Source organism: Mesorhizobium sp. WSM4976 (assembly GCF_029625685.1).
Classification (GTDB): Bacteria; Pseudomonadota; Alphaproteobacteria; order Rhizobiales; family Rhizobiaceae; genus Mesorhizobium.
Genome location: NZ_JARTVT010000025.1, coordinates 26698 through 52037 on the forward strand (window position 1 = coordinate 26698; position 25340 = coordinate 52037).

At 64.9% G+C, this 25340-nt stretch carries 26 protein-coding genes and 1 pseudogene; 13 read left to right on the forward strand and 14 right to left on the reverse strand.

The annotated features are described in order from the left end of the window. Positions 1 to 18: 18 nt before the first annotated feature. Complete coding sequence (locus P9272_RS26660; protein WP_278162856.1) at positions 19 to 606, forward strand: dihydrofolate reductase family protein; 588 nt, start codon at positions 19 to 21, stop codon at positions 604 to 606. A gap of 70 nt (positions 607 to 676) precedes the next feature. Here the strand turns inward: P9272_RS26660 and P9272_RS26665 are convergent, their stop codons facing one another. Further along, positions 677 to 1927 (reverse strand): cytochrome-c peroxidase, encoded by a 1251-nt coding sequence (locus P9272_RS26665; RefSeq protein ID WP_278162858.1) that lies wholly within the window; start codon positions 1925 to 1927, stop codon positions 677 to 679. Positions 1928 to 2148: 221 nt separating this feature from the next. Between P9272_RS26665 and P9272_RS26670 the strand changes: the two genes are divergently transcribed. Continuing rightward, positions 2149 to 3681 (forward strand): acid phosphatase, encoded by a 1533-nt coding sequence (locus P9272_RS26670; protein ID WP_278162860.1) that lies wholly within the window; start codon positions 2149 to 2151, stop codon positions 3679 to 3681. Positions 3682 to 3852: 171 nt separating this feature from the next. Here P9272_RS26670 and P9272_RS26675 read toward each other — a convergent pair whose 3' ends face one another. Further along, positions 3853 to 4311, reverse strand: a complete 459-nt coding sequence (locus P9272_RS26675) for a MarR family transcriptional regulator (protein WP_128260902.1) — start codon at positions 4309 to 4311, stop codon at positions 3853 to 3855. Positions 4312 to 4414: 103 nt separating this feature from the next. Between P9272_RS26675 and P9272_RS26680 the strand changes: the two genes are divergently transcribed. From P9272_RS26680 to P9272_RS26705, 6 genes are all read left to right on the forward strand, one after another. Continuing rightward, complete coding sequence (locus P9272_RS26680) at positions 4415 to 5248, forward strand: p-hydroxycinnamoyl CoA hydratase/lyase (protein WP_278162863.1); 834 nt, start codon at positions 4415 to 4417, stop codon at positions 5246 to 5248. A 79-nt stretch (positions 5249 to 5327) separates the two neighbouring features. Further along, the gene (locus P9272_RS26685) at positions 5328 to 6818 is read left to right on the forward strand and encodes an AMP-binding protein (RefSeq protein WP_278162864.1); all 1491 of its coding nucleotides are present in this window, start codon (positions 5328 to 5330) and stop codon (positions 6816 to 6818) included. 143 nt (positions 6819 to 6961) lie between these two features. After that, complete coding sequence (locus P9272_RS26690) at positions 6962 to 7384, forward strand: OsmC family protein (protein ID WP_278162865.1); 423 nt, start codon at positions 6962 to 6964, stop codon at positions 7382 to 7384. A 5-nt stretch (positions 7385 to 7389) separates the two neighbouring features. Continuing rightward, positions 7390 to 7914 (forward strand): hypothetical protein, encoded by a 525-nt coding sequence (locus P9272_RS26695; RefSeq protein ID WP_128260898.1) that lies wholly within the window; start codon positions 7390 to 7392, stop codon positions 7912 to 7914. A gap of 268 nt (positions 7915 to 8182) precedes the next feature. Further along, the gene (locus P9272_RS26700; RefSeq protein ID WP_278162866.1) at positions 8183 to 8926 is read left to right on the forward strand and encodes a 2OG-Fe(II) oxygenase; all 744 of its coding nucleotides are present in this window, start codon (positions 8183 to 8185) and stop codon (positions 8924 to 8926) included. Between the two features lie 163 nt (positions 8927 to 9089). After that, entirely contained in the window at positions 9090 to 10712 is a 1623-nt protein-coding gene (locus P9272_RS26705; RefSeq protein ID WP_278162867.1) for an ABC-F family ATP-binding cassette domain-containing protein, read from the forward strand. Between the two features lie 9 nt (positions 10713 to 10721). On the opposite strand, the gene P9272_RS26710 is transcribed toward P9272_RS26705, so the two are convergent. From P9272_RS26710 to groES, 8 genes are all read right to left on the reverse strand, one after another. Continuing rightward, positions 10722 to 11849, reverse strand: coding sequence for a serine hydrolase domain-containing protein (locus tag P9272_RS26710; RefSeq protein WP_278162869.1), 1128 nt, complete (start codon positions 11847 to 11849; stop codon positions 10722 to 10724). A 24-nt stretch (positions 11850 to 11873) separates the two neighbouring features. Continuing rightward, the gene (locus P9272_RS26715; RefSeq protein ID WP_278162870.1) at positions 11874 to 12554 is read right to left on the reverse strand and encodes a glutamine amidotransferase; all 681 of its coding nucleotides are present in this window, start codon (positions 12552 to 12554) and stop codon (positions 11874 to 11876) included. 129 nt (positions 12555 to 12683) lie between these two features. Next, positions 12684 to 14573 (reverse strand): molecular chaperone HtpG, encoded by a 1890-nt coding sequence (htpG, locus tag P9272_RS26720; RefSeq protein ID WP_278162871.1) that lies wholly within the window; start codon positions 14571 to 14573, stop codon positions 12684 to 12686. 60 nt (positions 14574 to 14633) lie between these two features. Further along, complete coding sequence (locus P9272_RS26725; RefSeq protein WP_278162872.1) at positions 14634 to 14936, reverse strand: DUF982 domain-containing protein; 303 nt, start codon at positions 14934 to 14936, stop codon at positions 14634 to 14636. Further along, on the reverse strand, positions 14917 to 15312 hold the full coding sequence (locus tag P9272_RS26730) for a hypothetical protein (RefSeq protein WP_278162873.1): 396 nt from the start codon (positions 15310 to 15312) through the stop codon (positions 14917 to 14919). The genes P9272_RS26725 and P9272_RS26730 overlap by 20 nt, the downstream gene beginning before the upstream one ends. A 78-nt stretch (positions 15313 to 15390) precedes the next feature. Next, complete coding sequence (locus P9272_RS26735) at positions 15391 to 15612, reverse strand: hypothetical protein (RefSeq protein ID WP_278162874.1); 222 nt, start codon at positions 15610 to 15612, stop codon at positions 15391 to 15393. Positions 15613 to 15677: 65 nt separating this feature from the next. Continuing rightward, positions 15678 to 17306 (reverse strand): chaperonin GroEL, encoded by a 1629-nt coding sequence (gene groL, locus P9272_RS26740; RefSeq protein ID WP_278162875.1) that lies wholly within the window; start codon positions 17304 to 17306, stop codon positions 15678 to 15680. 61 nt (positions 17307 to 17367) lie between these two features. Then, entirely contained in the window at positions 17368 to 17682 is a 315-nt protein-coding gene (gene groES, locus P9272_RS26745) for a co-chaperone GroES (RefSeq protein ID WP_224524795.1), read from the reverse strand. A gap of 329 nt (positions 17683 to 18011) precedes the next feature. On the opposite strand from groES, the gene P9272_RS26750 reads away from it, so the two are divergent. The 4 genes and pseudogenes from P9272_RS26750 (at position 18012) to P9272_RS26765 (ending at position 19953) form a co-directional block, all read left to right on the forward strand. Next, the gene (locus P9272_RS26750; RefSeq protein WP_278162876.1) at positions 18012 to 18359 is read left to right on the forward strand and encodes a hypothetical protein; all 348 of its coding nucleotides are present in this window, start codon (positions 18012 to 18014) and stop codon (positions 18357 to 18359) included. Positions 18360 to 18407: 48 nt separating this feature from the next. After that, positions 18408 to 18647, forward strand: a pseudogene (locus P9272_RS26755) (protein usg). A 226-nt stretch (positions 18648 to 18873) separates the two neighbouring features. Further along, positions 18874 to 19350, forward strand: a complete 477-nt coding sequence (locus P9272_RS26760) for an Hsp20 family protein (RefSeq protein WP_278162877.1) — start codon at positions 18874 to 18876, stop codon at positions 19348 to 19350. A gap of 93 nt (positions 19351 to 19443) precedes the next feature. Beyond that, positions 19444 to 19953 carry an Hsp20/alpha crystallin family protein gene (locus P9272_RS26765; protein WP_278162879.1) on the forward strand — a complete coding sequence of 170 codons (510 nt, stop codon included), beginning with the start codon at positions 19444 to 19446 and terminating at the stop codon, positions 19951 to 19953. A 123-nt stretch (positions 19954 to 20076) separates the two neighbouring features. Here the strand turns inward: P9272_RS26765 and P9272_RS26770 are convergent, their stop codons facing one another. Then, positions 20077 to 20232 carry a hypothetical protein gene (locus P9272_RS26770; RefSeq protein ID WP_278162880.1) on the reverse strand — a complete coding sequence of 52 codons (156 nt, stop codon included), beginning with the start codon at positions 20230 to 20232 and terminating at the stop codon, positions 20077 to 20079. Between the two features lie 142 nt (positions 20233 to 20374). Between P9272_RS26770 and P9272_RS26775 the strand changes: the two genes are divergently transcribed. Next, entirely contained in the window at positions 20375 to 21799 is a 1425-nt protein-coding gene (locus P9272_RS26775; RefSeq protein WP_278162881.1) for a hypothetical protein, read from the forward strand. Positions 21800 to 21832: 33 nt separating this feature from the next. Here P9272_RS26775 and P9272_RS26780 read toward each other — a convergent pair whose 3' ends face one another. The 3 genes from P9272_RS26780 to P9272_RS26790 all read right to left on the reverse strand — a co-directional run bounded on the left by P9272_RS26780 (position 21833) and on the right by P9272_RS26790 (position 25283). Continuing rightward, positions 21833 to 22726, reverse strand: coding sequence for a hypothetical protein (locus P9272_RS26780; protein ID WP_278162882.1), 894 nt, complete (start codon positions 22724 to 22726; stop codon positions 21833 to 21835). A 93-nt stretch (positions 22727 to 22819) separates the two neighbouring features. Next, the gene (locus P9272_RS26785) at positions 22820 to 24481 is read right to left on the reverse strand and encodes an acyl-CoA synthetase (protein ID WP_278162883.1); all 1662 of its coding nucleotides are present in this window, start codon (positions 24479 to 24481) and stop codon (positions 22820 to 22822) included. 103 nt (positions 24482 to 24584) lie between these two features. Then, positions 24585 to 25283, reverse strand: a complete 699-nt coding sequence (locus P9272_RS26790) for a YafY family protein (protein ID WP_278162884.1) — start codon at positions 25281 to 25283, stop codon at positions 24585 to 24587. Between the last annotated feature and the right edge of the window lie 57 nt (positions 25284 to 25340).

The following is a 25340-nucleotide window of genomic DNA, read 5'->3' on the forward strand; positions in this document are numbered from 1 at the left end:
TTGGCGAGGAGAACGAGCATGAGGAGGCTGATCCTTCAGATGCAAATGTCGGTGGATGGCTTTGTCGGCTCCGATGAGGATCGTCGCTGGCAGCTGTGGGAATGGGGCGACGACAGCGCCTGGGACGAGGAGCTCAAACAGGATTTCAACGCCGTCCTCACCACCGTCGACACCATCCTGTTGAGCCGCAAGATGGCGGAGCAGGGCTACCTTGCCCATTGGGGCAATGCGGCGAAGAAATATCCGAAGGATCGCTTCTATGCCTTTGCTCGGCGCATCATCGAGGCTGAGAAGGTGGTGGCGAGCGACAAGCTCGGAGCTTCGCGCTGGGAACGGACACGGGTCGTAAGCGGCGACCTGCCGCGCGAGGTCGATGCGCTGAAGCAGGGCGAGGGCGGCGACATCGCCGTGTTCGGCGGCGCCGGCTTCGCCTCGGCGTTGATCGCCGCCGGTCTGGTGGACGAGTTCCAGCTGTTCATCAATCCGGCGGTTCTGGGCAGCGGCCGCCGCATCTTCGACAAAGGCGGGTTCGCCGGGCTGACGCTCCTCGGCTCGAGACCCTATGCCTGCGGCATGGTGGTGAGCCGCTACGCGCCGGGGCAATAAGAGGCGGCAACCGGGGCCGCGCCGCCTTGAATCAGTCTCGCAACAGGCCTTCCTAACTGGCCCCCCAGCCTCAGTGTCCCGTCTGATCGGCGTCGGTCAGCGCGCCGAGGAAGGCGACGATATCATCGATCTCGGCGTCGGTCAGCGCAGGCTTGTCGCCGGGCTTTCTGCCGTTGAAGGGCGGGTCGGTGTTGAGGTTCGGCCAGTAGGCTTTTGGCAGGTCGTCGAATTTGTCGACCGTGCCGTCGGCCCTCTTCGGATACCAGCGCGCCGGATCGCTGTCGCGGCTGGCGTAGAAGGCCACCGCCTCGCGAAGCGTGTGGAAATAGCCATTATGGAAGAAGCTCTTGCGCAAGGCCACGTTGCGCAGTGTCGGCGTCTTGAACAGGCCGCAAAATTCGGCGCGTCCCTTGAAGTCGGTGCGCAGCGGGCCGCACAGGCCGAGGTCGAAATAATCGGGATCGGCATTGGCGGGGAGAGCCGGATTGCGCGGCACGGCGATCGCGATGAGGCCGTAGTCGGTGAACTGCGGCGGCTCGCCGTCATTGGCCGGCTCGCTCAAATGGCAGCTCGCGCAATTGCCCTTCGCCTCGTCCTCGAACAGCATGCGGCCGCGCAATTCCTGCGCGGAGAGCTGTGCCTTGCCTGCGAGAAAGGCGTCGTAGCGGCTGGAATAGGGGTAGAAATCGGCACTGCTCTGCTCGAATGTGCCGAGCGCTTCCACCGCGGCATCGAAGGCGTCCCGCGGATGGTCGAAGACATCGGCGCCAAAGGCAGCCTCGAACGCCATTGCATAGGGCGCCTTGCGCAGGCGGGCGGCCACCTGGGCCTCATCCTTGTTGCCCATCTCGAAGGGAGAGAGCAGCGGGATTCTCGCCTGGTCCTTGCCGTGGTCGGCCCGGCCGTCCCAGGTGAGCCCCCCGGTCGGGCCATTGTCGACGCTCTCGTCGCCTTCGTCCTCGGAGTCGTGAAAATGCTCGGTGAAGGCGGGCGTCGCCTGCAAATAGCGCAGCGACGGCACCGCGCGAACGCCGGGCTGGTCGAGCTTGGCTCCGCCCATCTCGACCGGCGAAGCCGAGGCCGGTCCGAAAGCGTGGTTGGGATCGTGGCAGGATGAGCAGGCCTGCCTGCCCGAGGCCGAAAGCGAAGGATCGAAGAACATCTGCCGCCCGAGCGCCGTCAGCGCCTCGGCGCGCGCATAGGCTTCCTGGCGCGACATCGGGCCGGGATGGACGCCCGACGGCTCCGCGGTGTTGGCAGGCGCGGTCAAGCCGACGATCGAAGCCGCCACAAGGGCGATCGCGTGACCTTTCCGTCCCATCGTCTGCGGCGATATCCCTGATTTCCCTTCACCTGATTTCGTTCGCGACGTAAGCTTCAAGTGCAACGGATTGATGACCGGCTTTCTCGCTCACGAAACCGTGTTCGAACCTCGCAGAACTGTCACATAGGTGACAAGGCGTCGAAGTAGCTGGGCATTGATGCAGTTGCGTTCCTGCATTGCCGTCCTCCAGCCATTCCCAAGCCACGAGGCATCCTTCAATGACCCGGTCCCTTCTCACCTTTTGCCTCGCCTCCACGGCGCTGGCATCGCTCTCCGCCGCTGCCCATGCGGCTCCTCCCGGCTACGACAAGATCGACACCGTGGTCGTCATCTACGCCGAGAACCGCAGCTTCGATAATCTCTATGGTGGCTTCCCCGGCGCCAATGGCCTCGCCAATGTGTCGCCCGACCAAGCGCGCCAGCTCGACCGCGACGGCAAGCCGCTCTCCGAATTGCCCCCGGTCTGGGGCGGGCTGACCGGCAAGGGCGTCACGCCGGCGGTGACGGAGGCGCAGAGCGCGCATCTTCCCAACGCCGTCTTTGCCATCGACGACCCCAAGGGCTTCAACGAGGGCACCAACGTCGTCACGCACGACCTGTGGCACCGCTTCTACCAGGAGCAGATGCAGATCGACGGCGGCCGGAACGACAAGTTCGTCGCCTGGGCCGATTCCGGCTCGCTGGTGATGGGCCATTACGACGGGTCCAATCTGCCAATGTGGAGCATTGCCAAGAAATACGTTCTGGCGGACAATTTCTTCCAGGGAGCCTTCGGCGGCTCCTTCCTCAACCATTTCATGCTGGCCTGCGCCTGCGTGCCTTATTATCCCAATGCCGACACCAGCCCGGTGAAGGGCCAGATCGCTATCGTCGAACCGGATGGCGTGACGCTGAAGCCGGCTGACAATTCGCCCGCCTCGGCGCTGGCCGGCGTACCGAAATTCGCCAATGACGGCGCCATCACGCCCGACTTCTACGCCGTCAACACCATGCAGCCGCCCTACCAGCCGAGCGCCAACAAGCCGGCCGAGGGCGGCGACAAGGCGCTCGCCGACCCGACGCAGCCGACCACGCTGCCGCCGCAGCAGGAGATCACCATCGGTGATCTCCTGTCGCTCAAGGGCATCTCCTGGGCCTGGTATTCAGGCGCCTGGCAGGCCGCGCTCGACGGCAAGAACGCGACACCGGTGCCGAACTTCCAGTTCCACCACCAGCCCTTCAACTATTTCGCGGCTTACGCGCCGGGCACCGCCGCGCGCGCCGAGCATATCAAGGACGGCGGCCTCGGCGGCGAAGCGTTCATCAAGGCGATCGACGACGGCAAGCTGCCGCAGGTCACCTTCTACAAGCCGCAGGGCAACCTCAACGAACATGCCGGCTATGCCGACGTGACCTCGGGCGACCAGCATCTGGCCGATATCGTTTCGCATCTGGAGAAGAGCCCGCAATGGGCGCATATGCTGGTGGTCGTCACCTATGACGAGAATGGCGGCTTCTGGGATCATGTCGCCCCGCCAAAGGCCGACCGCTGGGGCCCGGGCAACCGCGTCCCGGCCTTCATCATCTCGCCCTACGCGAAGATGGGCATTGTCGACCACACGCAGTACGACACCACCTCGATCCTGCGCTTCATCACCAACCGCTACGACCTGCCGGTGCTGCAAGGCATCGTCGCCCGCGACAAGGCGCTGCGCAACAACGACCAGGCGCCGATGGGCGACCTGACGGCGGCGCTCGATCTGACGCGGTGAGGGCGTGAAAGAAGCCCGTTACGCCGCGGTCCTTCACACCCCTCTGTCCTGCCGGGCAGCGAGGTGCTGTCCCGCCAGCCTCTCCGATGTTCCCTCTGCGCAGTAGATTGAATCAACCCGGCAGAATGCGCTGCTATCGGATTGTTTTGCTAGAGTGGGAGCGCGCCGCGCTCACTCCGCCTCATCCACCCAGATCAGGCGCAGCAGCCGCAGCAGTGTCGCCCGTTCCTTCCTGCTGAGACGCTCCAGGAAACGGTTTTCGTGTCGGCGCACCTTGAGGCGCCAAGCGGGCATTGCCGCCTTGGCCGCCCCGGTCAGGCTGAGTTTCCGCACGCGCTTGTCCTCTGCATGATCGTCGCGCTCGATCAGGCCGCGCTCCTCCAGTTCGGCGAGCAGCGGCGCCATGTTCGCGCTCTTCATGCCGAGCAGCCGGCAAAGCTCGGCGGCGCGGATGCCCGGCCGCTCGTCGATCAGCGCCAGCATGGCATAGGTCACCGGCCGCAGTGACGCCTCCGCCATCTCCACGGAAAAATCGTTGAGCGCCAGCGCCGATGCGCGCCGCAAATTGTAGCCGATCTGTGCGTCGAGCGCGTCCTCGCTGGGGACATCGCGAACTCTGGTCTCGTCCATGTCCGATCGATCGCCGTGATCCATCCCCTTGTCAAGGCAAAAATACTATGCGACATAGCAAAGATAACGCTATGTAGCATAGCAATCGGAGGAGGAGACCGGCATGACCGAGAAGACGAGTGAAACCGAAGACTCGGTTGCCTTCGATGTCGAGGGCGGCATCGCCTGGGTCCGCTTCAACCGGCCGGCCAAACGCAACTCGATGAGCCCGACGCTCAACCGGCGCATGATGCAGGTTCTCGACGAGCTCGAATTCCGGGACGATGTTGGCGTTCTGGTGTTGTCAGGTGAGGGCGCAGCCTGGTCGGCCGGCATGGACCTCAAGGAATATTTTCGCGAGACCGAGGCGAAAGGCCTGGGCGCGGTGCGCAGGGCGCAATCCGAAGCCTATGGCTGGTGGCGGCGGCTGCGATGGTACCGGGTGCCGACCATCGCCATGGTCAATGGCTGGTGCTTCGGCGGCGGCTATGGCCCGCTGTTTGCCTGCGACCTCGCCTTCGCCGCCGACGAGGCGCAGTTCGCGCTTTCCGAGATCAACTGGGGTATCCTGCCTGGCGGCGGCGCCACCAAGGTGGTGGTCGAACTGCTGTCCATGCGCGATGCCATGTACCACGCGCTGACCGGCGAGCTTATCGACGGCCGCAAGGCGGCGGCCTGGAAGCTGGTCAACGAGAGCGTGCCGCTCAGCGGGCTCAAGGCGCGCGTCACCGAAGTGGCCGAAGTCCTGTTGAAGAAGAACCCGGTCGCGCTCAAGGCCACCAAGGACGCGATCCGCCGCGTTGCCGAGATGACTTACGACAATGCCGAGGACTATCTGGTGCGCGCGCAGGAGGCGGCGAATTCCTTCGACAATGAAGGCCGCAAGGAAGGCATCCGCCAGTTCATCGACGAAAAGAGCTACAAGCCTGGCCTCGGTGCCTACGACAAGGCGAGATGATCCGGAATGACCTGACGCCGTGACGGCACTGATGCCGGCCGGCAACCGATACGGCGCGCGACACGGGAGGAGAACGCAAATGCCGGCCTGGACGACACCCGACCCCGTCGCCCTGCATGCCCGGGCGCAGCCAGGCCGACTCGCCTGCGTCGATCTCGCGTCCGGCCGGCGCTGGACCTACGCGGCGCTCGACGACGCCATCCAGCGCGCGGTCGCTGTGCTCGAAAGCCATGGCATAGGGCAGGGGCAGCGGATCGCCTCGCTCGCCCGCAACAGCGCCGACCTCGTCATCCTGCAACAGGCCGCGATGCGTCTTGGCGCTATTTTCGTGCCGGTCAACTGGCGGCTCGCGGCGGTTGAACGGCAGGTGATCCTGGCCGATTGCGGCCCCTCGCTGCTGGTGCACGACGCCGACCTGGACATCGCGGCGCCGCCCGGTTGCGCGCCTGTTGCGGTCGCGCGCTTCGCGGCGGCGGTGGAAGCAGCGGCGCCCGCGCCGCGCCGTCCCTTGCCGGAAGCCGACCGGCCTTCGATCATCCTTTACACTTCAGGCACGTCGGGCCGGCCCAAGGGCGTCATCGTGACGGAGGCCAACGCTTTCGCCACGGCCGTCAATTTCGGTGTCGTCGGCCGCGTCAGCCATGACAGCATCGTCCTTTGCGACGCTCCGATGTTTCATGTCATCGGCCTGATCACCAATCTTCGCCCTGTCCTGCTGAAGGGCGGCATGGTTCTGATTTCCTCCGGCTTCGATGCCGGCGCCACCAATCGCCGGCTGGCCGACCCCAATCTCGGCGTCACCCATTATTTCTGCGTACCGCAGATGGCGAAGATGCTGCGCGAGCATGCAAGCTTCGCGCCCGCGCTCTGGACGTCGCTCAAGGCCCTTTTCACCGGCGGCGCGCCGAATCCCGCCGCGGATGTGCTTTGGTGGCTCCAGCAGGGCGTGCTCATGGCCGATGGCTACGGCATGACGGAAACCGGCACTGTGCTTTGCGTGCCGCCGCAGGCGGATCGCATTGCCGGCAAGGCGGGGTCCGCCGGCCTGCCGGCGCCGTCGGTTTCGCTGCGCATCGTCGATGACGCAGGCAACGATGTCGCGCCTGGCGACACGGGCGAGATCTGGCTCGCCGGCCCCAACGTCACGCCGGGCTATTGGAACCGGCCGGATGAGACGGCGAGTGCGTTCAGCGGGGATGGTTGGTTCCGCACCGGCGACATGGCGCGGCGCGACGAGGACGGTTTCGTGACCCTGGTCGACCGCCGCAAGGACATGTTCATCTCCGGCGGTGAGAACGTCTTCCCTGCCGAGGTCGAGACGGCGCTGCTTGCCCATCCAGACATCACCGAGGCGGCGGTGATCGGCGTTGTCGACGCGCGCTGGGGTGAGGTCGGCCGCGCCTTCGTCGTGCTGCGGCCCGGCCGGGCGCTCGACTCCGAGGCGCTGATCAGCCACTGCGCCGCGCACATCGCCCGCTATAAGGTGCCCAAGGAATTCCGGCTGATGGAAACGCTGCCGCGCACGGCGTCGGGTAAGGTTCAGAAGCACGTGCTCCGGGGGCTGGCATAAGGAGCGCGCGACGGGAAGCCCGGCGACCCGGTTGTAAGAGGCCTGCGTCCGTCTGCGTTGCCCTTCGCATTCGGCGATTGCCCTGTTGAATTCATGCCCGCTATGACAGATCTGTCAGCCATGCCGGCCGGAAGGATTTTGCAATGAGCGAGCTGAAGATCAGAACCCGCAACACTGGCGCGCTCGCGGTCATGCCCCCAGGCGACCTGCCCACGGTGACGACGCCGACCGGCGGCACGGTCGATGTCGTCACCCAGGTCAGCGCGCCGGGTTTTAATCCGCTCGATCTGCTCTACGCCTCGCTGGCCGCCTGCATGGTGCTCAGCGCCCGCATCGCCGCCACCCGTCTCGGCGTCGCCGATCGGCTGGGCGAAGTGAGGGCGGATGTAGGCGGCGGGAAGGCAAAGGACGAGCCCTCGCGGCTCGAGACATTCAACATCAAACTGGAAATCACTGGCGATCTCGATGCCGCGATGAAAGAGCGTATCCTGGCCGACGCTGAAAACATCTGCACCGTTTCCAACACGCTGCGCGGCGCGCCGGCACTGCATGCGACACTGGGGTGAAGCCGATGGCGCATCTCTCCGCGATCGATTACGCCACCGCCTCCGACGACATCCGCGCCGAGCACGACCGCGAGCTTGAGTTGCGCGGCCGCATGACCAACATGAAGCGCATCCTGCTTCATTCGCCGGCCGCGCACCGCATCTACGCCGAATGGTTCACACTGCGCGACCTGCTGAAGCCCACGCTCGATGACCGCACCATCTGGCTGTTCTCGAAAGCGATTGCCGAGACGATGCGCGCCGAGATTCCGGTGACTTTCTTCCGCCGCGCGCTGATCGATAGCGGGCTCGACCCCGAAGCGATCGAGCCCACCGCGGACGAGGCGCTGCTGATCGGCTTCGGCAAAGCGGTCGCGGCCGATTCCAACATCGTTCCGGACGAGACCTGGGCCGCGCTCAAATCTCGCTATGACGAGACGCTGCTCGTCAACCTCACCGCCTTCGCCGGCATCATGGTGGCGACCTGCGTGTTCACCAATGCGGTGAAGGTCGATCTTGATCCGGAGCTGGAGGGGTATCGGAGGCCGTGAAGCTGCTGATCTCGCCCCTTGTGGGGAGATGCGCGGCAGGGCAGAGGGGGTGCTGTCCCGCCGACCTATCATTCTTTGAGGACAAATTCTCGGAAGTTGGCATTTGTCGCAACCCGGAGAGGTTGCGTTCCTTCACACCCCCTCTGGCCTGCCGGCCATCTCCCCCGCAAGGGAGATCGGCGCTCCCGCGCCTCGCCACCTTGCCATGAATCGGGTGGCTCCCCACGCCGCTCGTCCTATCTTCGTGGACAAGCAAGGAGGCGAACTCATGACCGTCCACTCCCTGAACACCAAGCGCGCCAGCCGCTCAGCCGAATCCCGTGCCGCGGCGCAAGACTGGCGCGCGCTGGTGTCAGACCTCAACGCTCATGGCAGCGCCGTCATGCCCGGCCTTCTCTCAGCGGAAGAATGCGCCGATATAGCCGGCCTCTATCCGCATGAGGAGCATTTCCGCAGTCATGTGGTGATGGCCCGCCACGGCTTCGGCAAGGGCGAATATCGCTACTTCAAATACCCGCTGCCTGATCTGATCGAGGGCCTGCGCTCAGCCCTGTATCCGCGCCTTGCCGCCGTCGCCAATGACTGGAACGAGAAGATGGGCGCAGCGCTTCGCTATCCCCCCGATCACGCCGCTTTCCTGAAGCGCTGCCACGACGAGGGCCAGACGAGGCCGACGCCGCTTCTCTTGCAATACGGCCCCGGCGACTTCAACTGCCTGCATCAGGACCTCTACGGCGCGCTTGCCTTTCCGCTGCAGGTGGCGATCCTGTTGTCCGAGCCCGGTGAGGATTTCAGCGGCGGGGAGTTCGTGCTGACCGAACAGCGCCCCCGCATGCAAAGTCGCGCCGAGGTGGTGCCGCTGAAGCGCGGCGACGCGGCGATCTTCGCCGTGCACAACCGGCCGGTGCAAGGCACCAAAGGATATTACCGGGTGAACCTGCGCCACGGTGTCAGCCGCTTGCGTTCGGGGCAGCGGCATACGGTGGGGATCATCTTCCACGACGCGAAGTAGGGCGCGGCGCCTATCTCCCCCTTGTGGGGAGATTGGCTGCGGCGCCGCCTTCGGCAACCCCATCGTCTCATCTGCGTCGCTTCTGCCTCTTCCCCTCGCACCTTCAATCGCGTACACGCCCGGGCAAATCCCGCCAAATCAGCGCAGTTTCCCGGACCGCCCCATGATCCGTCTCGAAAATATCGGCAAGCAGAACGGTCGCCAAATCGTGTTCATCGAGGCCTCTGCCGCCTTGCAGAAGGGCGAGAAGGTTGGGCTGGTCGGCCCGAACGGCGCCGGCAAGACGACGCTCTTCCGCATGATCATCGGCCAGGAGCAGCCCGACGAAGGCCAGGTCTCGGTCGATCGCGGCGTCACCATCGGTTATTTCAGCCAGGATGTCGGCGACATGGGCGGAATGAGCGCCGTCGCCGAAGTCATGGAAGGCGCCGGGCCGGTGAGCGCGGTGGCAGCCGAGATGCGCGAGCTCGAGCACGCCATGGGCGATCCCGGCCGCGCCGACGAGATGGACGTAATCATCGAGCGCTACGGCGAATTGCAGCACCGCTTCGAGGAGCTCGACGGCTATTCGCTGGACGGCCGTGCCCGCGAGGTGCTGGACGGCCTCGGCTTCAGCCAAGAGATGATGGAGGGCGACGTCGCAAAACTCTCCGGCGGCTGGAAGATGCGCGTCGCACTGGCCCGCATCCTGCTAATGCGGCCCGACGTCATGCTGCTCGACGAGCCGTCGAACCATCTCGATCTCGAAAGCCTGATCTGGCTCGAGAAATTCCTCAAGGACTATGACGGCGCGCTGCTGATGACCTCGCACGACCGCGAGTTCATGAACCGCATCGTTAACAAGATCATCGAGATCGATGCCGGCGCGCTCACCTCCTATTCCGGCAATTACGAATTCTACCAGGAGCAGCGCGCGCTGGCCGACAAGCAGTTGCAGGCGCAGTTCGAGCGTCAGCAGGCTATGCTGGCCAAGGAGATCGCCTTCATCGAGCGCTTCAAGGCGCGCGCTTCCCACGCCGCGCAGGTGCAGAGCCGGGTGAAGAAGCTCGACAAGATCGACCGCGTCGAGCCGCCGAAGCGCCGCCAGACTGTGGCCTTCGAGTTTCAGCCGGCGCCGCGCTGCGGCGAGGACGTGGCAACGCTGAAGGGCATCCACAAATCCTATGGCAGCCGCAATATCTATTCGGGCCTCGACTTCCAGATACGCCGCCGCGAGCGCTGGTGCGTGATGGGCGTCAACGGCGCCGGCAAGTCGACGCTTTTGAAGCTGGTCGCCGGAGCTTCCGAGCCCGACGAAGGCTCTGTCGCGCGCGGCCCGAGCGTCAAGATGGGCTATTTCGCCCAGCACGCCATGGAATTGCTCGACGGCGAGCGCACCGTGTTCCAGACCCTGGAGGACAATTTCCCGCAGGCCGGCCAGGCGCCGCTGCGCGCGCTTGCCGGCTGTTTCGGCTTTTCCGGCGACGAGATCGAGAAGAAGTGCCGTGTGCTTTCGGGCGGCGAGAAGGCCAGGCTGGTGATGGCGCTGATGCTGTTCGACCCGCCCAACCTCCTGGTGCTCGACGAGCCGACCAACCACCTCGACATCACGACCAAGCAGATGCTGATCGAGGCGCTGTCGCAATACGAAGGCACGATGCTCTTCGTCTCGCACGATCGCCACTTCCTGGCGGCGCTGTCGAACCGCGTGCTGGAACTGACGCCCGACGGTATCCACACCTATGGCGGCGGGTATACCGAATATGTCGCGCGCACCGGCCAGGAAGCACCGGGGCTGAGAAGCTAGGGATCTTATTCAGAGCGCGTCGTAGAGGGCGTCGATCAGCGCCTTGCGGCGCGGGTCCACATCGTCGAACCCCAGCATGCGGTTGGTGACATAGCCGAACCCGACGCCGGCGCCGGGATCCGCAAAGCCGATGGCGCCGCCCCAGCCGGTGTGGCCGAAGCTTTGGGCCGATGCGCGGCCGGCATAGACAGGGTCCTCGATCTGGAAGCCGGCGGCGAAGGCGGCCGGCAGCGCGAAGCTGTCGTCCATGCCGCGAAAGCGCGGCCTCGCGGCCTCTTCGATCGCCGCGCGGCCGACTAGGCGCCTGCCTTCAAAAGTCCCGCCCGTCGCCATCATGCCGTAGATAAGCGCCAGCGCATGCGCCGTGGACTGGCCGTTGCCGCCCGGCACCTCGGCGGCGCGCAAGGCCCGGTCGTTGGGCGCCAGGGCGCGGGGCGTTGGGTTGTCGCATGCGTGAGGAAAGGGCGAGGCGCGCACGAAGCCGACCCATTCCGAGGCTTTCGGACCTTCGATCATCTCGGCTGCTCGGGCATCCTCGGGCGCCGACAGGCCGACATAGAAATCCGCCCCAAGCGGGCCGGCGATCTCTTCCGCGATGAAGCACCCGACGCTGCGTCCGTCGATGCGCCGCAGCACCTCGCCGGCAAGGTGGCCGTAGCTGAGCGCATGATAGACGCAACGGCTGCCGGGCTCCCACAGCGGCGCCATGGCGGCAAGCGCATTGATATAGGGCGTCCAGGCGAGCATGCCCGCCTCGTCCATCGGCACGGCGAGACCGTTCAGCCCGGCTTGGTGCGACATCACCTGGTCGAGTGTGATCCTCTCCTTGCCGCTGGCCGCGAATTCCGGCCAATAGCGCGCGACCGGCGCGGCATAGTCCAGCTTGCCGCGTTCCACCAGCATGGCGATCGCCAGCGCCACGACGCCCTTGGTTGAAGACCAGACATTGACCAGCGTGTCACGCCGCCACGGCCGAGTCCGCGCGGCGTCCGCATGGCCGCCCCAAAGGTCGACGACGGTCTTGCCGTCCGCCACGACCGAGACGCCGCCGCCATGCTCGAGGCCTTGATCGAAAAACAAGGCGAACGCATCGCGCACGCCGGCAAAGCGCGGATCGCAGAAGCCTTCTATGGTCATGCCCGGATTCTCACCAAATGCGCTTCAGCCAAAGAGCTTGGTCACGAAGCCGCTGAACCAGGCAAGCTGCGCCGCGTGATGGGCTTCCATCAGCCGGTCCTGTTCGTCCCGGTCCTGCGCGCCGAGCGTTCCGTAGGGCGCGCCTTGGCGCTCCTGCCAGCGCCGGAAGCCGGCCGGGCCTTGCTCGGCGTGGAACTGCAAGGCGTAGGTCTTCTCGCCGATGCGGAATGCCTGGTTGGGAAAAATCTCGCTCGAAGCCAGGTGCACGGCACCCGCCGGCAGAGCGAAAGTGTGAAAATGGTTCTGCGGCAAGTAGAGCGGCCGGTCGAGGAAGTCGCCGGCCTCGGCCGTCGGCGTGATCTCAAAATAGCCGAACTCCCTGATTCCGCTATCCACCGGCCCGACATCGGCGCCGAGATGCCAGGCGATCTGCTGCGCGCCCTGGCAGATGCCGAGCAGCGGCAGGTCGTTGTCCAGGCAATGCTCGATCAGCGCGGCTTCGTGATCGAGGAACGGATGCTTGTCGGTGTCGAAGACGTTGAACGGACCGCCATAGATCACGGCTCCATCGATCGAGCCGAGATCGATCTGCTCGCCCTTGAACGGCATCGCGGTCGTGACCGCATGGCCGTTCGTCTCAAGCGTCGTCTGGACATGATCGTCGCCCGGTTCCTCCGAGTGCCTGACCAGAACGATGCGCTTCATCGGAGTTCCTGCCGCTCATTTCGCGAAAACCACGATAGAGCTTAGCGGGTCATTGGCAATGTGCCAGCATCTGATCGTGTTTGGCGGCGCCGCCCCTCATGGGCGGCGCATCTCGGTATGGCGCCCTCATCATCCCTTCGCCAAGCCGCGATCGATCAGCCGCGCCAGGCGCGTGGAGAAGGCCTTGGCGTCGGCTGGCTTGTCGCCGTCGAGCACGCGCGCTTCGTCGTAAAGCAGATGCGCGGCGTCTTCCTTGAACGCCTTCTCCTCGTCGCCGAGTTTCGCCAGCGCCGCCACGCGCTCATGCCGCGGGTTGATCTCGAGGATCGGCTTGGCGGCCTTGTCGAGCCGGCCGGCGGCGTTGAGCAGGCGCTCGAACTGGCGGTCCGGGCCATGCTCGGGCGCAACGAGGCAGACGGCGCTTTCGGTCAGCCGGTCGGAGGCCTTCACGTCCGACACCTCTTCGCCAAGCGTCGTCTTCACGAAGGCGAGGAAGGCGGCGATCTCCGATGACGTCTCGGCATCAGGCTTGGCCGCATCGTCGGGCAGGGGGATGTCGGCAAGCTCTGCCGCGCCCTGCGTCACCGACTTGAACGGCTTGCCGTCGAATTCCGGTGCCATCGACACCCAGAAACTGTCGACCGGATCGGTGAGCAGCAGCACCTCGATGCCGCGGGCGCGAAAACCTTCGAGCTGCGGCGAGGCCTCCAGCCGGGCGCGGTCGTCGCCGGCCATGAAGAAGATCGCCTTCTGGCCTTCCTTCATTGCGGCGACGTAGTCGGCAAGGCTGCGCCAGGGTTCGCCTGAGGCGGTCGAGTGGAAGCGGGCAAGCTTCAGCAGCTGCTCGCGCCGCTCGTAATCCTCGTAGAGACCTTCCTTGAGGACGACGCCGAAATTCTCCCAGATCTTTGTGTAGGTTTCGGCATCGTTTTCGGCCGTCTTGGCGAGGTCGCCGAGCACGCGATTGGTCACGCCCTTGCGGATAGCGGCGAGCAGCGGGCTTTCCTGGATCATCTCGCGCGAGACGTTGAGCGGGAGGTCAGCTGAATCGACCAGGCCGCGCACGAAGCGCAAGTAGCGCGGCAGGAGATCGGCATCGTCGGTGATGAAGACGCGCCGCACATAGAGCTTCATGCGGCCCTTGCGGTCCTGGTCGAACAGGTCGAACGGCCGCGATCCGGGCACGAAGGCGAGCACGCTGTATTCCTGCCGGCCCTCTGCGCGGAAATGGATGGTGGAGGCCGGCTCGTCATACTGGCCGGCGACGCTGCGGTAGAAATCGGTATATTCCTCGGGCTTGATCTCGCTCTTCTGCCGCACCCAGAGCGCCGTGCCGTCGGCGATGTCGCGCGGCTCTGCGCCGGGTTTTTCGACAAGCGTGATCGGCACCGGCACATGGCCGGACTGCGACTTCGCGAGGCCCTCGAGGCGATAGGGCGTGGTGTAGGAGGCAGCGTCTTCCATCAGATGCAGCACCACGCGCGTGCCGCGCTTGGGCGCGGCCTCCAGGGGCGCCGGCGCGATTTCATAGGTGCCCTTGCCATCGGACGACCAGCGGAAGGCCTGGTCGCTGCCAGCCTGGCGGCTGATGACGTCGACCCGATCGGCAACCATAAAGGCCGAGTAGAAGCCGACGCCGAACTGGCCGATGAGCTGCGTGTCCTCCGCCGCCTTGCCGGCCTCGACGCGCTCCATGAAGGCGCGCGTGCCGGAGCGGGCGATTGTGCCCAGCGCTTCCGCCATCTCGTCGCGGCTCATGCCGATGCCGTTATCCTCGACGACAAGCTCTTTGTTGTCCGGATCGGCGGCAATGGTGATGCGCGGCTTCGGATCCTCGCCCAGAAGCTCGGGCCGGCTGACCGCCTCGAAGCGCAGCTTCTCGCAGGCATCCGCCGCGTTGGAGATCAGCTCGCGCAGGAAGACATCGCGATCCGAATAGACCGAGTGAACCATCATGTGCAGCAGCCGCGAGACGTCCGCTTCGAATGTCCTGGTTTCCGTCTTGGTGTCCGTCGTCATTCAGAATTCCTGGGTTGGTCGTTTTGTCCGCCGCGCCGACACGCGCCGGGCTTCAAATCTTCAGCCATTGTTGCTTGCGGACGCGTGCCCTGCCGGTCCTGCGGGCGCCAGCGAAGCCATGTCCGGCGCCAGAATATCGTGGCGGCGGGCGAAGGCAACAAGGGTTGCCCGCACCGTCTCCGCGTCGATCTCGCCGGCAATGCCGGCTTTGCAGGCGTTGAGCGCGACCGCATGCGCGCTGCTCCTGCTCGCAGCCGGCCAATCCTGCAGCAGGGCGTAGGCTTCCGCCACGGTCTCCAGCCGCGCCGGCAAGCCCATGCCGACCAGCACCGTGACAGGCTCTTCAAAGCGGTCGTGGTTCATGGTCCGGACACTCTTTGGGATGGATGCCCACGGTGCCGGGGCGAAGCCCCCCGGCCAGCGCATGGCGGCGCGGGTAGGGCGGTTGCAGGACGACGCCGTGCGGCCGCGATTGGCCTATGCCGGTGAAGGCCCGCGCATCGACCAAGCCCGCCGGCGTGGTGTGCGTCGCTGAACTTTGCTGGCTCAGGCGTGGCGGCGGCAGCGCGCTATGCGCCTTCGTCAGGGCCTCGATCCAGGCCGCGACCGCCAGCGGCACAGGCGCGCGCCCCTCGATCCAGCGCGTCGCATCGGTCCTGGAACAGCCAAGCTCCTGCGCCAGGTCGCTGGCTTCCCATCGCAAGCTTCTCAGGCATTCCCGCAAGCGTCCTGCAATCATGGCAATCGCAATTCCCTTAGCCCAAATCCCATCGCGACATAGTCGGTCGGACCCCGCCGCGGCGGGGGCCGATTTCGCTCAGCTTCGCGCTGATGTCTCGGTGGCCGACACCTGCTGCGCGGCAAGGAACATCAGCGTCGAGGCGACGGTCCGCCGGTTCCATCCGGCGGCTTCGGCCGCGTCGAGCAGGCCTGCCAGCAGCGGCTTCAGCGCGCTTCGGCATTCGGTTTCATAGGCGAGGAATTCGCTTGCCGGATGCGTCGGTGCGGGAAGCGAGCCATTCCCGCTCATCATGTTCATGAGAGCCTCCCATCGTCCTGGTGAACGCCCGCTCCCGTTGCCGGAAGCGGGCTCTCGTCAGCGTCTCAGAAGTCCATGCCGGCGCCAGCAGGCATGGCCGGGGCGGCTTCCTTCTTCGGCTTCTCGGCCACCATCGCCTCGGTGGTGACGAGCAGTCCCGCGACCGAAGCCGCGTCCTGCAGCGCGGTGCGCACCACCTTGGCGGGGTCGATCACGCCCTGCTTGTAGAGGTCGCCATACTCGCCGGTCTGGGCGTTCCAGCCAAAGGCGAAGTCGGTCTTCTCGCGCAGCTTGCCGACGATGATCGAGCCTTCCGATCCGGCATTCTCGGCAATCTGGCGCGCCGGAGCCTCGATCGCGCGCCGCACGATATCGACGCCATATCTCTGGTCGGGATTGTCGACGGCAACCGCGTCGAGCGCCTTGGCCGCCCTGAGCAGGGCGACGCCGCCGCCGGGCAGGATGCCTTCCTCGACCGCGGCGCGCGTGGCGTGCAGCGCATCGTCGACACGGTCCTTCTTCTCCTTGACCTCGACTTCCGTCGCGCCGCCGACGCGGATCACCGCGACGCCGCCGGCGAGCTTGGCAAGCCGCTCCTGCAGCTTCTCGCGATCATAGTCGGAGGTGGTCTCCTCGATCTGGGCCTTGATCTGCGTGACGCGGCCCTGGATCTCCTCCTTCTTGCCGGCGCCGTCGACGATGGTGGTGTTCTCCTTCTCGATCGCCACCTTCTTGGCGCGGCCGAGCATCTCCAGCGTGACGTTCTCCAGCTTGATGCCGAGATCCTCGCTGATGGCCGTGCCGCCGGTCAGAATAGCGATGTCCTCCAGCATGGCCTTGCGGCGGTCGCCGAAGCCAGGAGCCTTGACCGCTGCGACCTTCAGCCCGCCGCGCAGCTTGTTGACCACCAGCGTGGCCAGAGCCTCGCCCTCGACATCCTCGGCGATGATCAGCAGCGGCTTGCCCGACTGGACCACGGCCTCGAGCACGGGAAGCAGCGCCTGCAGGTTGCCGAGCTTCTTCTCATGGATCAGCACATAAGGCTCGTCGAGCTCGACGCGCATCTTGTCCTGGTTGGTGATGAAGTAGGGTGAGAGATAACCGCGGTCGAACTGCATGCCTTCGACGACTTCCAGTTCGGTCTCGGCGGTCTTGGCTTCCTCGACGGTGATGACGCCTTCGTTGCCGACCTTTTCCATGGCCTCGGCCAAGAAGCGGCCGATCTCGGCATCGCCATTGGCCGAGATGGTGCCGACCTGTGCGATCTCGTCGTTTCTGGTGATCTTGCGCGCGTTGGTCTTGAGTTCGGCGACCACCGCATCCACCGCTTTGTCGATGCCGCGTTTCAGATCCATCGGGTTCATGCCCGAGGCGACCGCCTTGGCGCCTTCGCGGACGATCGCTTGGGCAAGCACGGTGGCCGTCGTGGTGCCGTCGCCGGCGAGGTCGTTGGTCTTCGAAGCGACTTCGCGGACCATCTGGGCGCCCATGTTCTCGAACTTGTCCTCAAGCTCGATCTCCTTGGCGACGGTGACGCCGTCCTTGGTGATGCGCGGGGCGCCGAACGACTTGTCGATGACGACGTTCCGGCCCTTGGGACCAAGCGTCACCTTCACCGCGTCGGCGAGGATGTTGACGCCGCGCAACATGCGCTCACGGGCGTCGGAATGGAATTTTACTTCCTTGGCAGCCATAGGATCACTCCTTGCTTAGGCAGTTTTCATTGACTGGGTTGTGGTTCGATGGAAGCCCCGGTCAGGCGGCTTTCTTTAGGGTCGCGGCTTGCTCGATCACGCCCATCACGTCGCCTTCCTTCATGATGAGCAGATCCTCGCCGTTGAGCTTGATCTCGGTGCCCGACCACTTGCCGAACAGGATGCGGTCGCCGACCTTCACGTCGAGGGGCACGAGCTTGCCGCTTTCGTCGCGGGCACCCGGGCCGACGGCGATGACTTCGCCTTCCTGCGGCTTTTCCTTGGCGGTGTCGGGGATGATGATGCCCCCGGCCGTCTTCTCTTCGGCCTCGATGCGGCGGACGAGCACGCGGTCATGCAATGGACGGAACGTCATATCGTTCTCCTTCAGGACAAACAGATTGCGAGAGGTCCCTTCGCTCCGGACCGGCGGGACCGGAGCGGGGCTCGCGACCCTTTCGGCGTCGCGCGCATGTCGAGCTAATTTTGCCTTCTTGTACTTTCAAGGGGCTGCCGAAAATTTTTTGGCACTCTCGACTGCCGAGTGCTAGCGCCCTGAAAAACATGCGATAAATCCGCTCGCGCGATGAAGGAAAGGCTTGAATTCGCGATCGAGCTGAACAAAATTATCGGCGCCCGGCAGCGCCGGGACAGCTGAGAAATTTGGAACCCGAAACAAGGAGTTTTTGGAGACGGAGGACAGAAATGGACCGACAGACGCTCTCGCCGATCATTCCTTCCCTTGCTCCCGAAATATCAGACCTTTCGCTCGACCGGCTGCTTTCGCCGGCCAGCCATTTTCAGCACCCGCGGGATGTGCTGGAGGACGGCTCGCTCGACATATGGGAAAAGCGGGCGATCCTTTCGTCCTGGGCGTCCGACGCCTGCGCCGTGGAATCGATGCCGGCGCTGCGCCAGCCGCCGGGCGCCGCGCGGCCGGTCTCCTTCGACGAGATCATGGATGCGCTGCACCGGCTCGACGCAATTGCCCCGCCGCCCAGCGGCCCTGCCGATGACGACCGCCCGCAGGTGGTCGACCGGCTGGGCGCGTGAGGGCGCAAGGCGATGGCAAGCACGGTCAGCGGGGAATTCCGCTTGTAGATGAATGGCTATGGCCTGACCGCTGCCGAGATCCATTATCATCTGCCCGACCATCCCAGCCTGCTCCAGCTTTACGTCTGGCAGGACTATGATCTGGCCCCGGATTTCCCCACGCTGACGGTTTTCTGGGCTTGAGAACGCGAGTTGGTCGTCGCCTTGCATTCTGTTCGCGTCGCCCACCATCGGCGCATCAGGCCATCGGAATGGCGCGCCGTCGACGGGATCATCGCTGTCCATTGAAGATCAGCTCCCTCGGGCGGTCACGTTGTGCGGCCGCCTTCTGCCTGTATGCTGACGAAGAGGGTGATTTTTCACGACCTTGAAGGCGGCTTGGGGGCTAGGCCCTTGACGTCTCGCCGTTGAATTCCCAGATCGAATTTGCCGGGTCTTGAGAGACCGGCAAGGTCAAGGAGCGCCGCTTCCTTGGCGCTCCTCGTATCTATGTTGCTCAATGGAGGATATAGCTATGAGAACCACCTTTGACTTCAGTCCCCTGTTCCGGTCGAGCATCGGTTTCGATCGGATGTTGAACGCTCTCGAAACGGCGAGCCGGATCGAAACCGTCGACAATTGGCCACCCTACGACATCACCAAGACCTCGGAAGACGACTACCGCATCAGCATGGCGGTGGCAGGCTTCGCGCAGGACGAGCTGGACATTACCCAGGAGCAGAACATGCTCATGGTCTCGGGCCAGAAAGCCGGCGAAGATAAGGGCGAGTACCTGCATCGAGGCATCGCTGGCCGCGCGTTCCAGCGCCGCTTCGAGCTTGCCGACCATGTCAAAGTCGTCGGCGCCAACCTGGTCAATGGCCTGCTGACGATCGATCTGAAGCGTGAAATTCCCGAAGAGATGAAACCGCGCCGGATCGAGATCGCAGCCGACAAGGCGATGCCCAAAGGCACGACGAAGAAGATCGAGGCCGAAAAGCACGCCGCCTGAGGGCCTTGCTGCAAGCGCGTCCGCGCAACGCGCCGGGCGCATTGCCCGGCGCGAGAAGCCTTTTCGGGTTCGATGAACAGAAAGGAGGAAACCATGAGCGTCCGTGATCTGATTCCCTGGGGCCGCAGCAACGGCAACCAGGTATCAAGCCTGTTCCGCGACGGCGAACGCGATCCATTCCTGTCGCTGCATCGTGAGGTGAACCGCCTGTTCGACGATGTTTTCCGCGGCTTCGACAGCCGGTTGTCGTCTTTCGGCGGTGTCTCCGCCCTGGGCGCTGGTTGGCCGAGCATCGAGATCTCCAACGGCGAGAAGGAGATCAAGGTGATGGCCGAGGTGCCGGGCCTCGAACAGAAAGACATCGAAGTCCTGTTCGATGACGGCGTGCTGACGCTGCGAGGCGAGAAACGCTCCGAGACGGACGACAAGGACAGGCAGTTCTCCGAGCGCTACTATGGCCGGTTCGAACGCCGCATCCCGGTCGGCTACGAGGTCAACGAGGACGAGGTGGCGGCGCGCTTCAGGAATGGCGTGCTGACTGTCACCTTACCGAAGAGCGAGAAGGCGCAGTCGCAAGTCAAGCGTATCGACATCAAGAGTTGATGCATCGACGCGGGAGGCGATCGACGCGCCTCCCGCGTCGCAGTCCAAGAAACCACGCCGAACCGATGGCCGCGTAGCGCAACTCTTCGCGGTCGCTTGAACTCGGCCGAGGAGAGAGGAAATTCATGCGATGGAAGCTTCTTTTTTTGGTGGAAAAGTCTTCGCATCGGTCATGTGAATGATGACAAGCAGCGCGCTGTCTTTCCCTGTTGCGGCGCGGGCTTTCAGCGCGAGCGCGGAGAGAGAATTAACATAAGTTAAGAGCCGAAGTACGATCACCTGGCCGCGTATCCGCATAAGATTGGGAGCGGCGATAACCTTAATTTTGGTTTCCTTTGCACGGGCTTCCCGAACAGAAGGTAAAGATATAGATTAGCAATTCGTTAAGTACGCGTGGGGCGCGAGTAAGGGATGTGCCGTGATGAATTTTAAGTCTCTGATCAAGCGGGCCGAGGACGTCGATAAGGAATTTCAGGACCTTCAATCGGATCTGGCGGAAGCATTCGAGGACGTTCTGAAAGATGATGAACAACCGCCGTCGGGAGACGATATTGTTGACGGCCAGGAACTCGTGGCAAGCGACGAGAATCCGCCGTCTGCGGAGCAGGCCGAGCAAGCTTCATCGCGGTTGACGCCCCATACCCAGACGCGGCTCGCCGCGCTCGAGGCCGTCGCCGGGCTTTTCCGGGATGGCCAGGGCCATCTGCAGGAGATCGAGGCGAAGCTGGCTGAGATCGCCACCGCGCATCACATGACGCGCGAGGTTCTCAACGTCTTTCACCGCGACGTATTGCGCTCCAACGAGCTGGAGCTGGCAAACCTCGCTCTTACCACCGAACACAAGGCGCTCTCGGAACAATTGCTGGATGCCGCCCGCAAGCAGCGCGAGCGCGACGGCGCCGCTGAGGCTTGGCACCAGCGCGAGGCGAGCCTCGTCCAGGACCGGGAGCAATTGCGCACGGCGCTGGCGGCCGTGCGCCTGGAACTGGTGGAGATGAGCAATGAGAGCGCCAGGCGCGAGACGGAGTTCGGCGAGATCGTCAAGGCCCTGACAGCAAAAACGGTGGAGCTCGACAGGCGCGGCGCCGAGAACAAGCTGCTGCGTGAAAAGCAGGTCGGCCTGTCGGTCGACCTGGAGCAAGCGCAGAAGCGCGAGGCCGAGGCACGGCATAAGTTCGACGAATTCGCGGCAACCCACGCCAGCGAAACCGCTCATATTGCCGAACTGATGGCTCAGCTCGGCAACCACGAAAAGGAAGAAGCCCGCCTGCAGAAGATGCTTGAGGCAACACAGGCCAAGCTTGCCGAAACGGCCGAGGCGGCGCGGATCGCCGAAAGCGATAGCGCCGCCGAATTGGCGCGCAGCCAGGCCGAAATGCGCGGCCTGCGCGCCGAGATCCAGGAATTGCAGTCGCGCCTGGACCGGGTCTCGGCCGAAAATGGCGAAGCCACGGCCGAGATCACCAGGCTCAAGGCGCAGATGAACGATGCCGTCACCGAACGCCAGATTGCCGAGGAAAGGCTTGCCGTCCTCAGGGAAGAGAGCGAAGCCGACAAGAAGAACCTGTCCGTGGTCAGCACCAATCTCTCACAGCTTTCGCTGCAGCAGGCGTCCGAGCAGATCCAGCTCGATATCCAGAAGCAGGAATGCGAGGACCTGCATGCCGAGGTCGAAGCGCTCAACGCCCGCATCCGGGAATTGCTGCCTTACGAGCGGCTGCATCGGGTGACCGACGCAAGGTCGCGCAAGGATGCCGCGCCTCAGGCCAACGGGATCATCGCGGAAGCGGCGCGCCCCGCCGCGCGGCGCGTCCCGCGGCGGAACTTGCGAGCCACCGCTGGCTGAGAAAACCGCCGCGCCCGGAATTGCTTTGGCGGGCTACTTTCCCGCCATGCCGTCGGCAAGGTCCTGCGCCTGCTTCAGCAGCGCCGGGAAGGACGGATCGGCGGGCAGGCGCTGGGCCATGCAGGCGCGGTAGTCGGCATCGCCCTTTTCCCAGGCGGCGTTGGCGGGATCGGAAGCCTGCGGCTCATCCTGGTCCGAGCCCTGGTCGGCCTGCTGGGCTTTCTGCGCGGCCGCGTCGGCGGCTGCCCAGATTGAATCGCAGGCCGCGATCTTGGGCACGGCGGGCGAGGCGGGCGCCTCGGCAATCAGCACGCGGTCGCCTTTGACGACCGCCACCACGACATGCTGCTCGTAGATCGGCCCGACATCCTGCGTCCAGCCGCCGAGGCGAGCCACCACCACGTCGGCGCCGTCGGGCTTCTTCAGCGGAAAGTCGAGCGTGCCGGAGAAGGCGGCATCGCTGCCGATGGCCTGGGTGTAGAAGCTGTCGAGCTTCAGCGCCGCGCCGATATCGGTGGGCAGCTTGAAATCCGCTTCCGCCTCCGTCGATTTGGACTTGAGCCAGCGCTCGGTCAGTCCGCGCGTCGAGGCGACGATGCTCGGGCCGTCGTCGCTCTGGGCATACCGCAACCCGTCGAGCATGCCGTAGCCGATATCGGAAGCGTTGAGGCTTTCGACGTTGTTGGTGCCGGTCGCCGGAAAACCCTTGACCGAAAGCGGGCCGAGAATGGCGGCAAGCCGCTGCTGCAGGTCGGCCAGCGCCTTCTCGTTCTGCGCATCGATGGTTTCGATTGGCGTGTTGGCGCTTTCCTGCGCGGTGATGTCGGCGATCGCCTTGTCGCGCGCCGCGATATAGTCGTCTTCCGGCGAGGCGCCGAGTGCCGTGCTGCCTGCCAGTGCAAAGAGAAGCGTTAAGACCAGCCGCATCTGCAAACCCCAATTTAGCGATCAAGAGCCCATTCGAGCCATCGCCCGACTTGGCGGCTTTTGCGTGGCGGAAATCGGGGTGGGAGCGAATCTTTATTCCGCTTTCCGCTTCTCCACCTCGGCCTTGCGCAGCAGGAACCGCTGGATCTTGCCGCTCGGCGTCTTCGGCAACTCGGCGACGAATTCGACCTCGCGCGGATAGGAATGCGCCGACAGCCGTTTCTTCACATGCTGGGCGAGCTCCTCGGCGAGCGCCTCGCTGCCCTTGAAGCCGGGCGCCAGCACGACGAAGGCCTTGACGATCTCGGTGCGCTGCGGATCGGGCACGCCGACCACCGCCGCCTCGTTGACGGCGGGATGCTCGATCAGCGCGCTTTCGACATCGAATGGCCCGATGCGGTAGCCGGACGAGGTGATGACGTCGTCGGCCCGGCCGATGAAGGAGACCGAGCCGTCCGGTTCGTATTCGACCGTGTCGCCGGTGCGATAGTAGCCGCCGGCAATCGCGGGCGTCTCTGCCTGATGATAGCCGTCGAACCAGCGCAGCGGTGAATTGGCGATATCGACCGCCAGCACGCCCGGCTGGTTCGGGCCGAGCTCATTGCCGGCCTCGTCCAGCACCACCATGCGGTAGCCCGGCATGGCGAAGCCGGCCGAGCCGGCGCGGACCGGGTGGATGAGACCATGATGGTTGTTGACCATCATGCCATTCTCGGTCTGGCCGTAATGGTCATGGATGGGCGCGGCGAGATGGGCGTGGAACCAGCGGATCACTTCCGGGTTGAGCGGCTCGCCGGCGCTGCTCACCACGCGCAGTTTTCCCTTGACGCGCGCGGCCGCCTCGGGCCCTTCCGCCATCAGCAGGCGATAGGCCGTCGGCGAGCCGGCAAGGCTGGTGACGCCGAGGCGCTCGATGATCTCGTAGGTCGATTTGGCGTTGAAGGCGCCTTCGTAGAATGTGGTGGCGATGCCGAGCAGCAACGGCCCTGTGATGGCGTAGTAGAGCCCGTAGGCCCAGCCGGGGTCGGCGATGTTCCAGAAGATGTCGTCGGGGCGAAGTCCGATCGCGTCGCGCATATAGACGCCAAAGGCAAGAAGCGCGCTGAGCGGCACCGGCACGCCTTTCGGGTGACCGGTGGTGCCGGAGGTCGACATCATCATGAACAGGTCCGAGCCCTTGCGCATCGCCGGGTCGCAGTCGGGGGAGGCGGCGGCGAGCGCGGAACGGAAATCGATGTCGCCTTCGGGCAGCGTCTCGCCCGGCCCGTGGATGGTGGCGATGCGCGGATGGTTTTCCACCTCGTCGAGCTTGCCGCGGTTGGCGGGGTTGGTCACCACCAGCTTCGCCTTGCTGTAGCTCAGGCGATGCTCGACCGCCTTCGGGCCGAAGGCGGTGAACAGCGGCTGGTAGACGGCGCCGATCCGCCACGTGCCGAGGATCAGCGCCACAAGCTCGGGAATGCGAGGCAGCATGCCGGCCACGACATCGCCGGGGCCGACGCCGAGACTTTTGAGCAAGGTGCCGACGCGGCCCGACAGGTCGGCGAAGTCGTCGAAGGAATATTCGCGCAATTCACCGGCCGCCAAGATCGCGCGCAGCGCCAGCCGGTTCTCGCCGGTATAGCGGCCGCAACATTCGACATAGGCGTTGATGCCGGTTGCCGGGTCGCCGTGGAGGCGCGCGATCTCGTCCTCGATGCGGAAGCGCTTGACGGCATCCTCATAGCGCGGCAGCCCCGCTGGCGTGTCGGTCATGGCAGTCCTCCCTCGGGCGGCGGATCATCTCCCTATGATCGCCGCCGAGGGAGATTGCATGAAAAGAAGGCGCTGGTCGATTGCGGCGAAAGTCGAGCACCGCTCAGGGCAAACGCACCCCCTGTGCTTCCATATGCCGTTTCCAGCGGCTGCGCAGCTCGCCGGGCCGGCAGCCGATGCGCTCGTCGAGAAAGGTAGCGGCCGATATCCGGTCGGTGCGGAAATGGCGGAAATCCTGGCGCAGCTCGCACCAGGCGGCAAGCAGCCGCACTGTCTCGGCATAGCCGATCATGGTCGGCCAGATCACGCGCTCGCTCTCTTCGCCCTGTCGGTTGCGGTAGCGGATCCAGATCTTGTGGCCCTGGCGGATCGACGCCCGCGCCTTCGCGATATCCAAGCCGTCCGGCAGGCTCGCGCGGCTGAGCGGCGCACCGACGGTTGGATTGCTGACGAAGGGGCGCAGCCGCTCGGGCACGACAGTGGCGATCTTGGCGATCAGGTCCCGCGCCGCGCCCGCAAGGACCGGGTCGCCCTTGTCGGCCACCCATTGGGCGCCAAGCACCGCCGCCTCCAGCTCGTCCGGCGTCAGCATCAGCGGCGGCATGTCGTAGTCGCGGTCGAGCACGTAGCCCAGACCGGCTTCGCCCCGGATCGGCACGCGCTGTCCAACAAGGTCGGCGATGTCGCGATAGACCGAGCGGCGCGACGTCTCGAGTTCCTCGGCAATGCGGTCAGCCGTGATCGGCCGGCTCGAGCGACGCAGGATCTGGATGATCTGGAACAGTCTGTCGGCGCGGCGCAATGCATGTCTCCTGTTGCCACTATGGTGGCAGCAGGCCTGGTCCACAAGCCGGGGCAG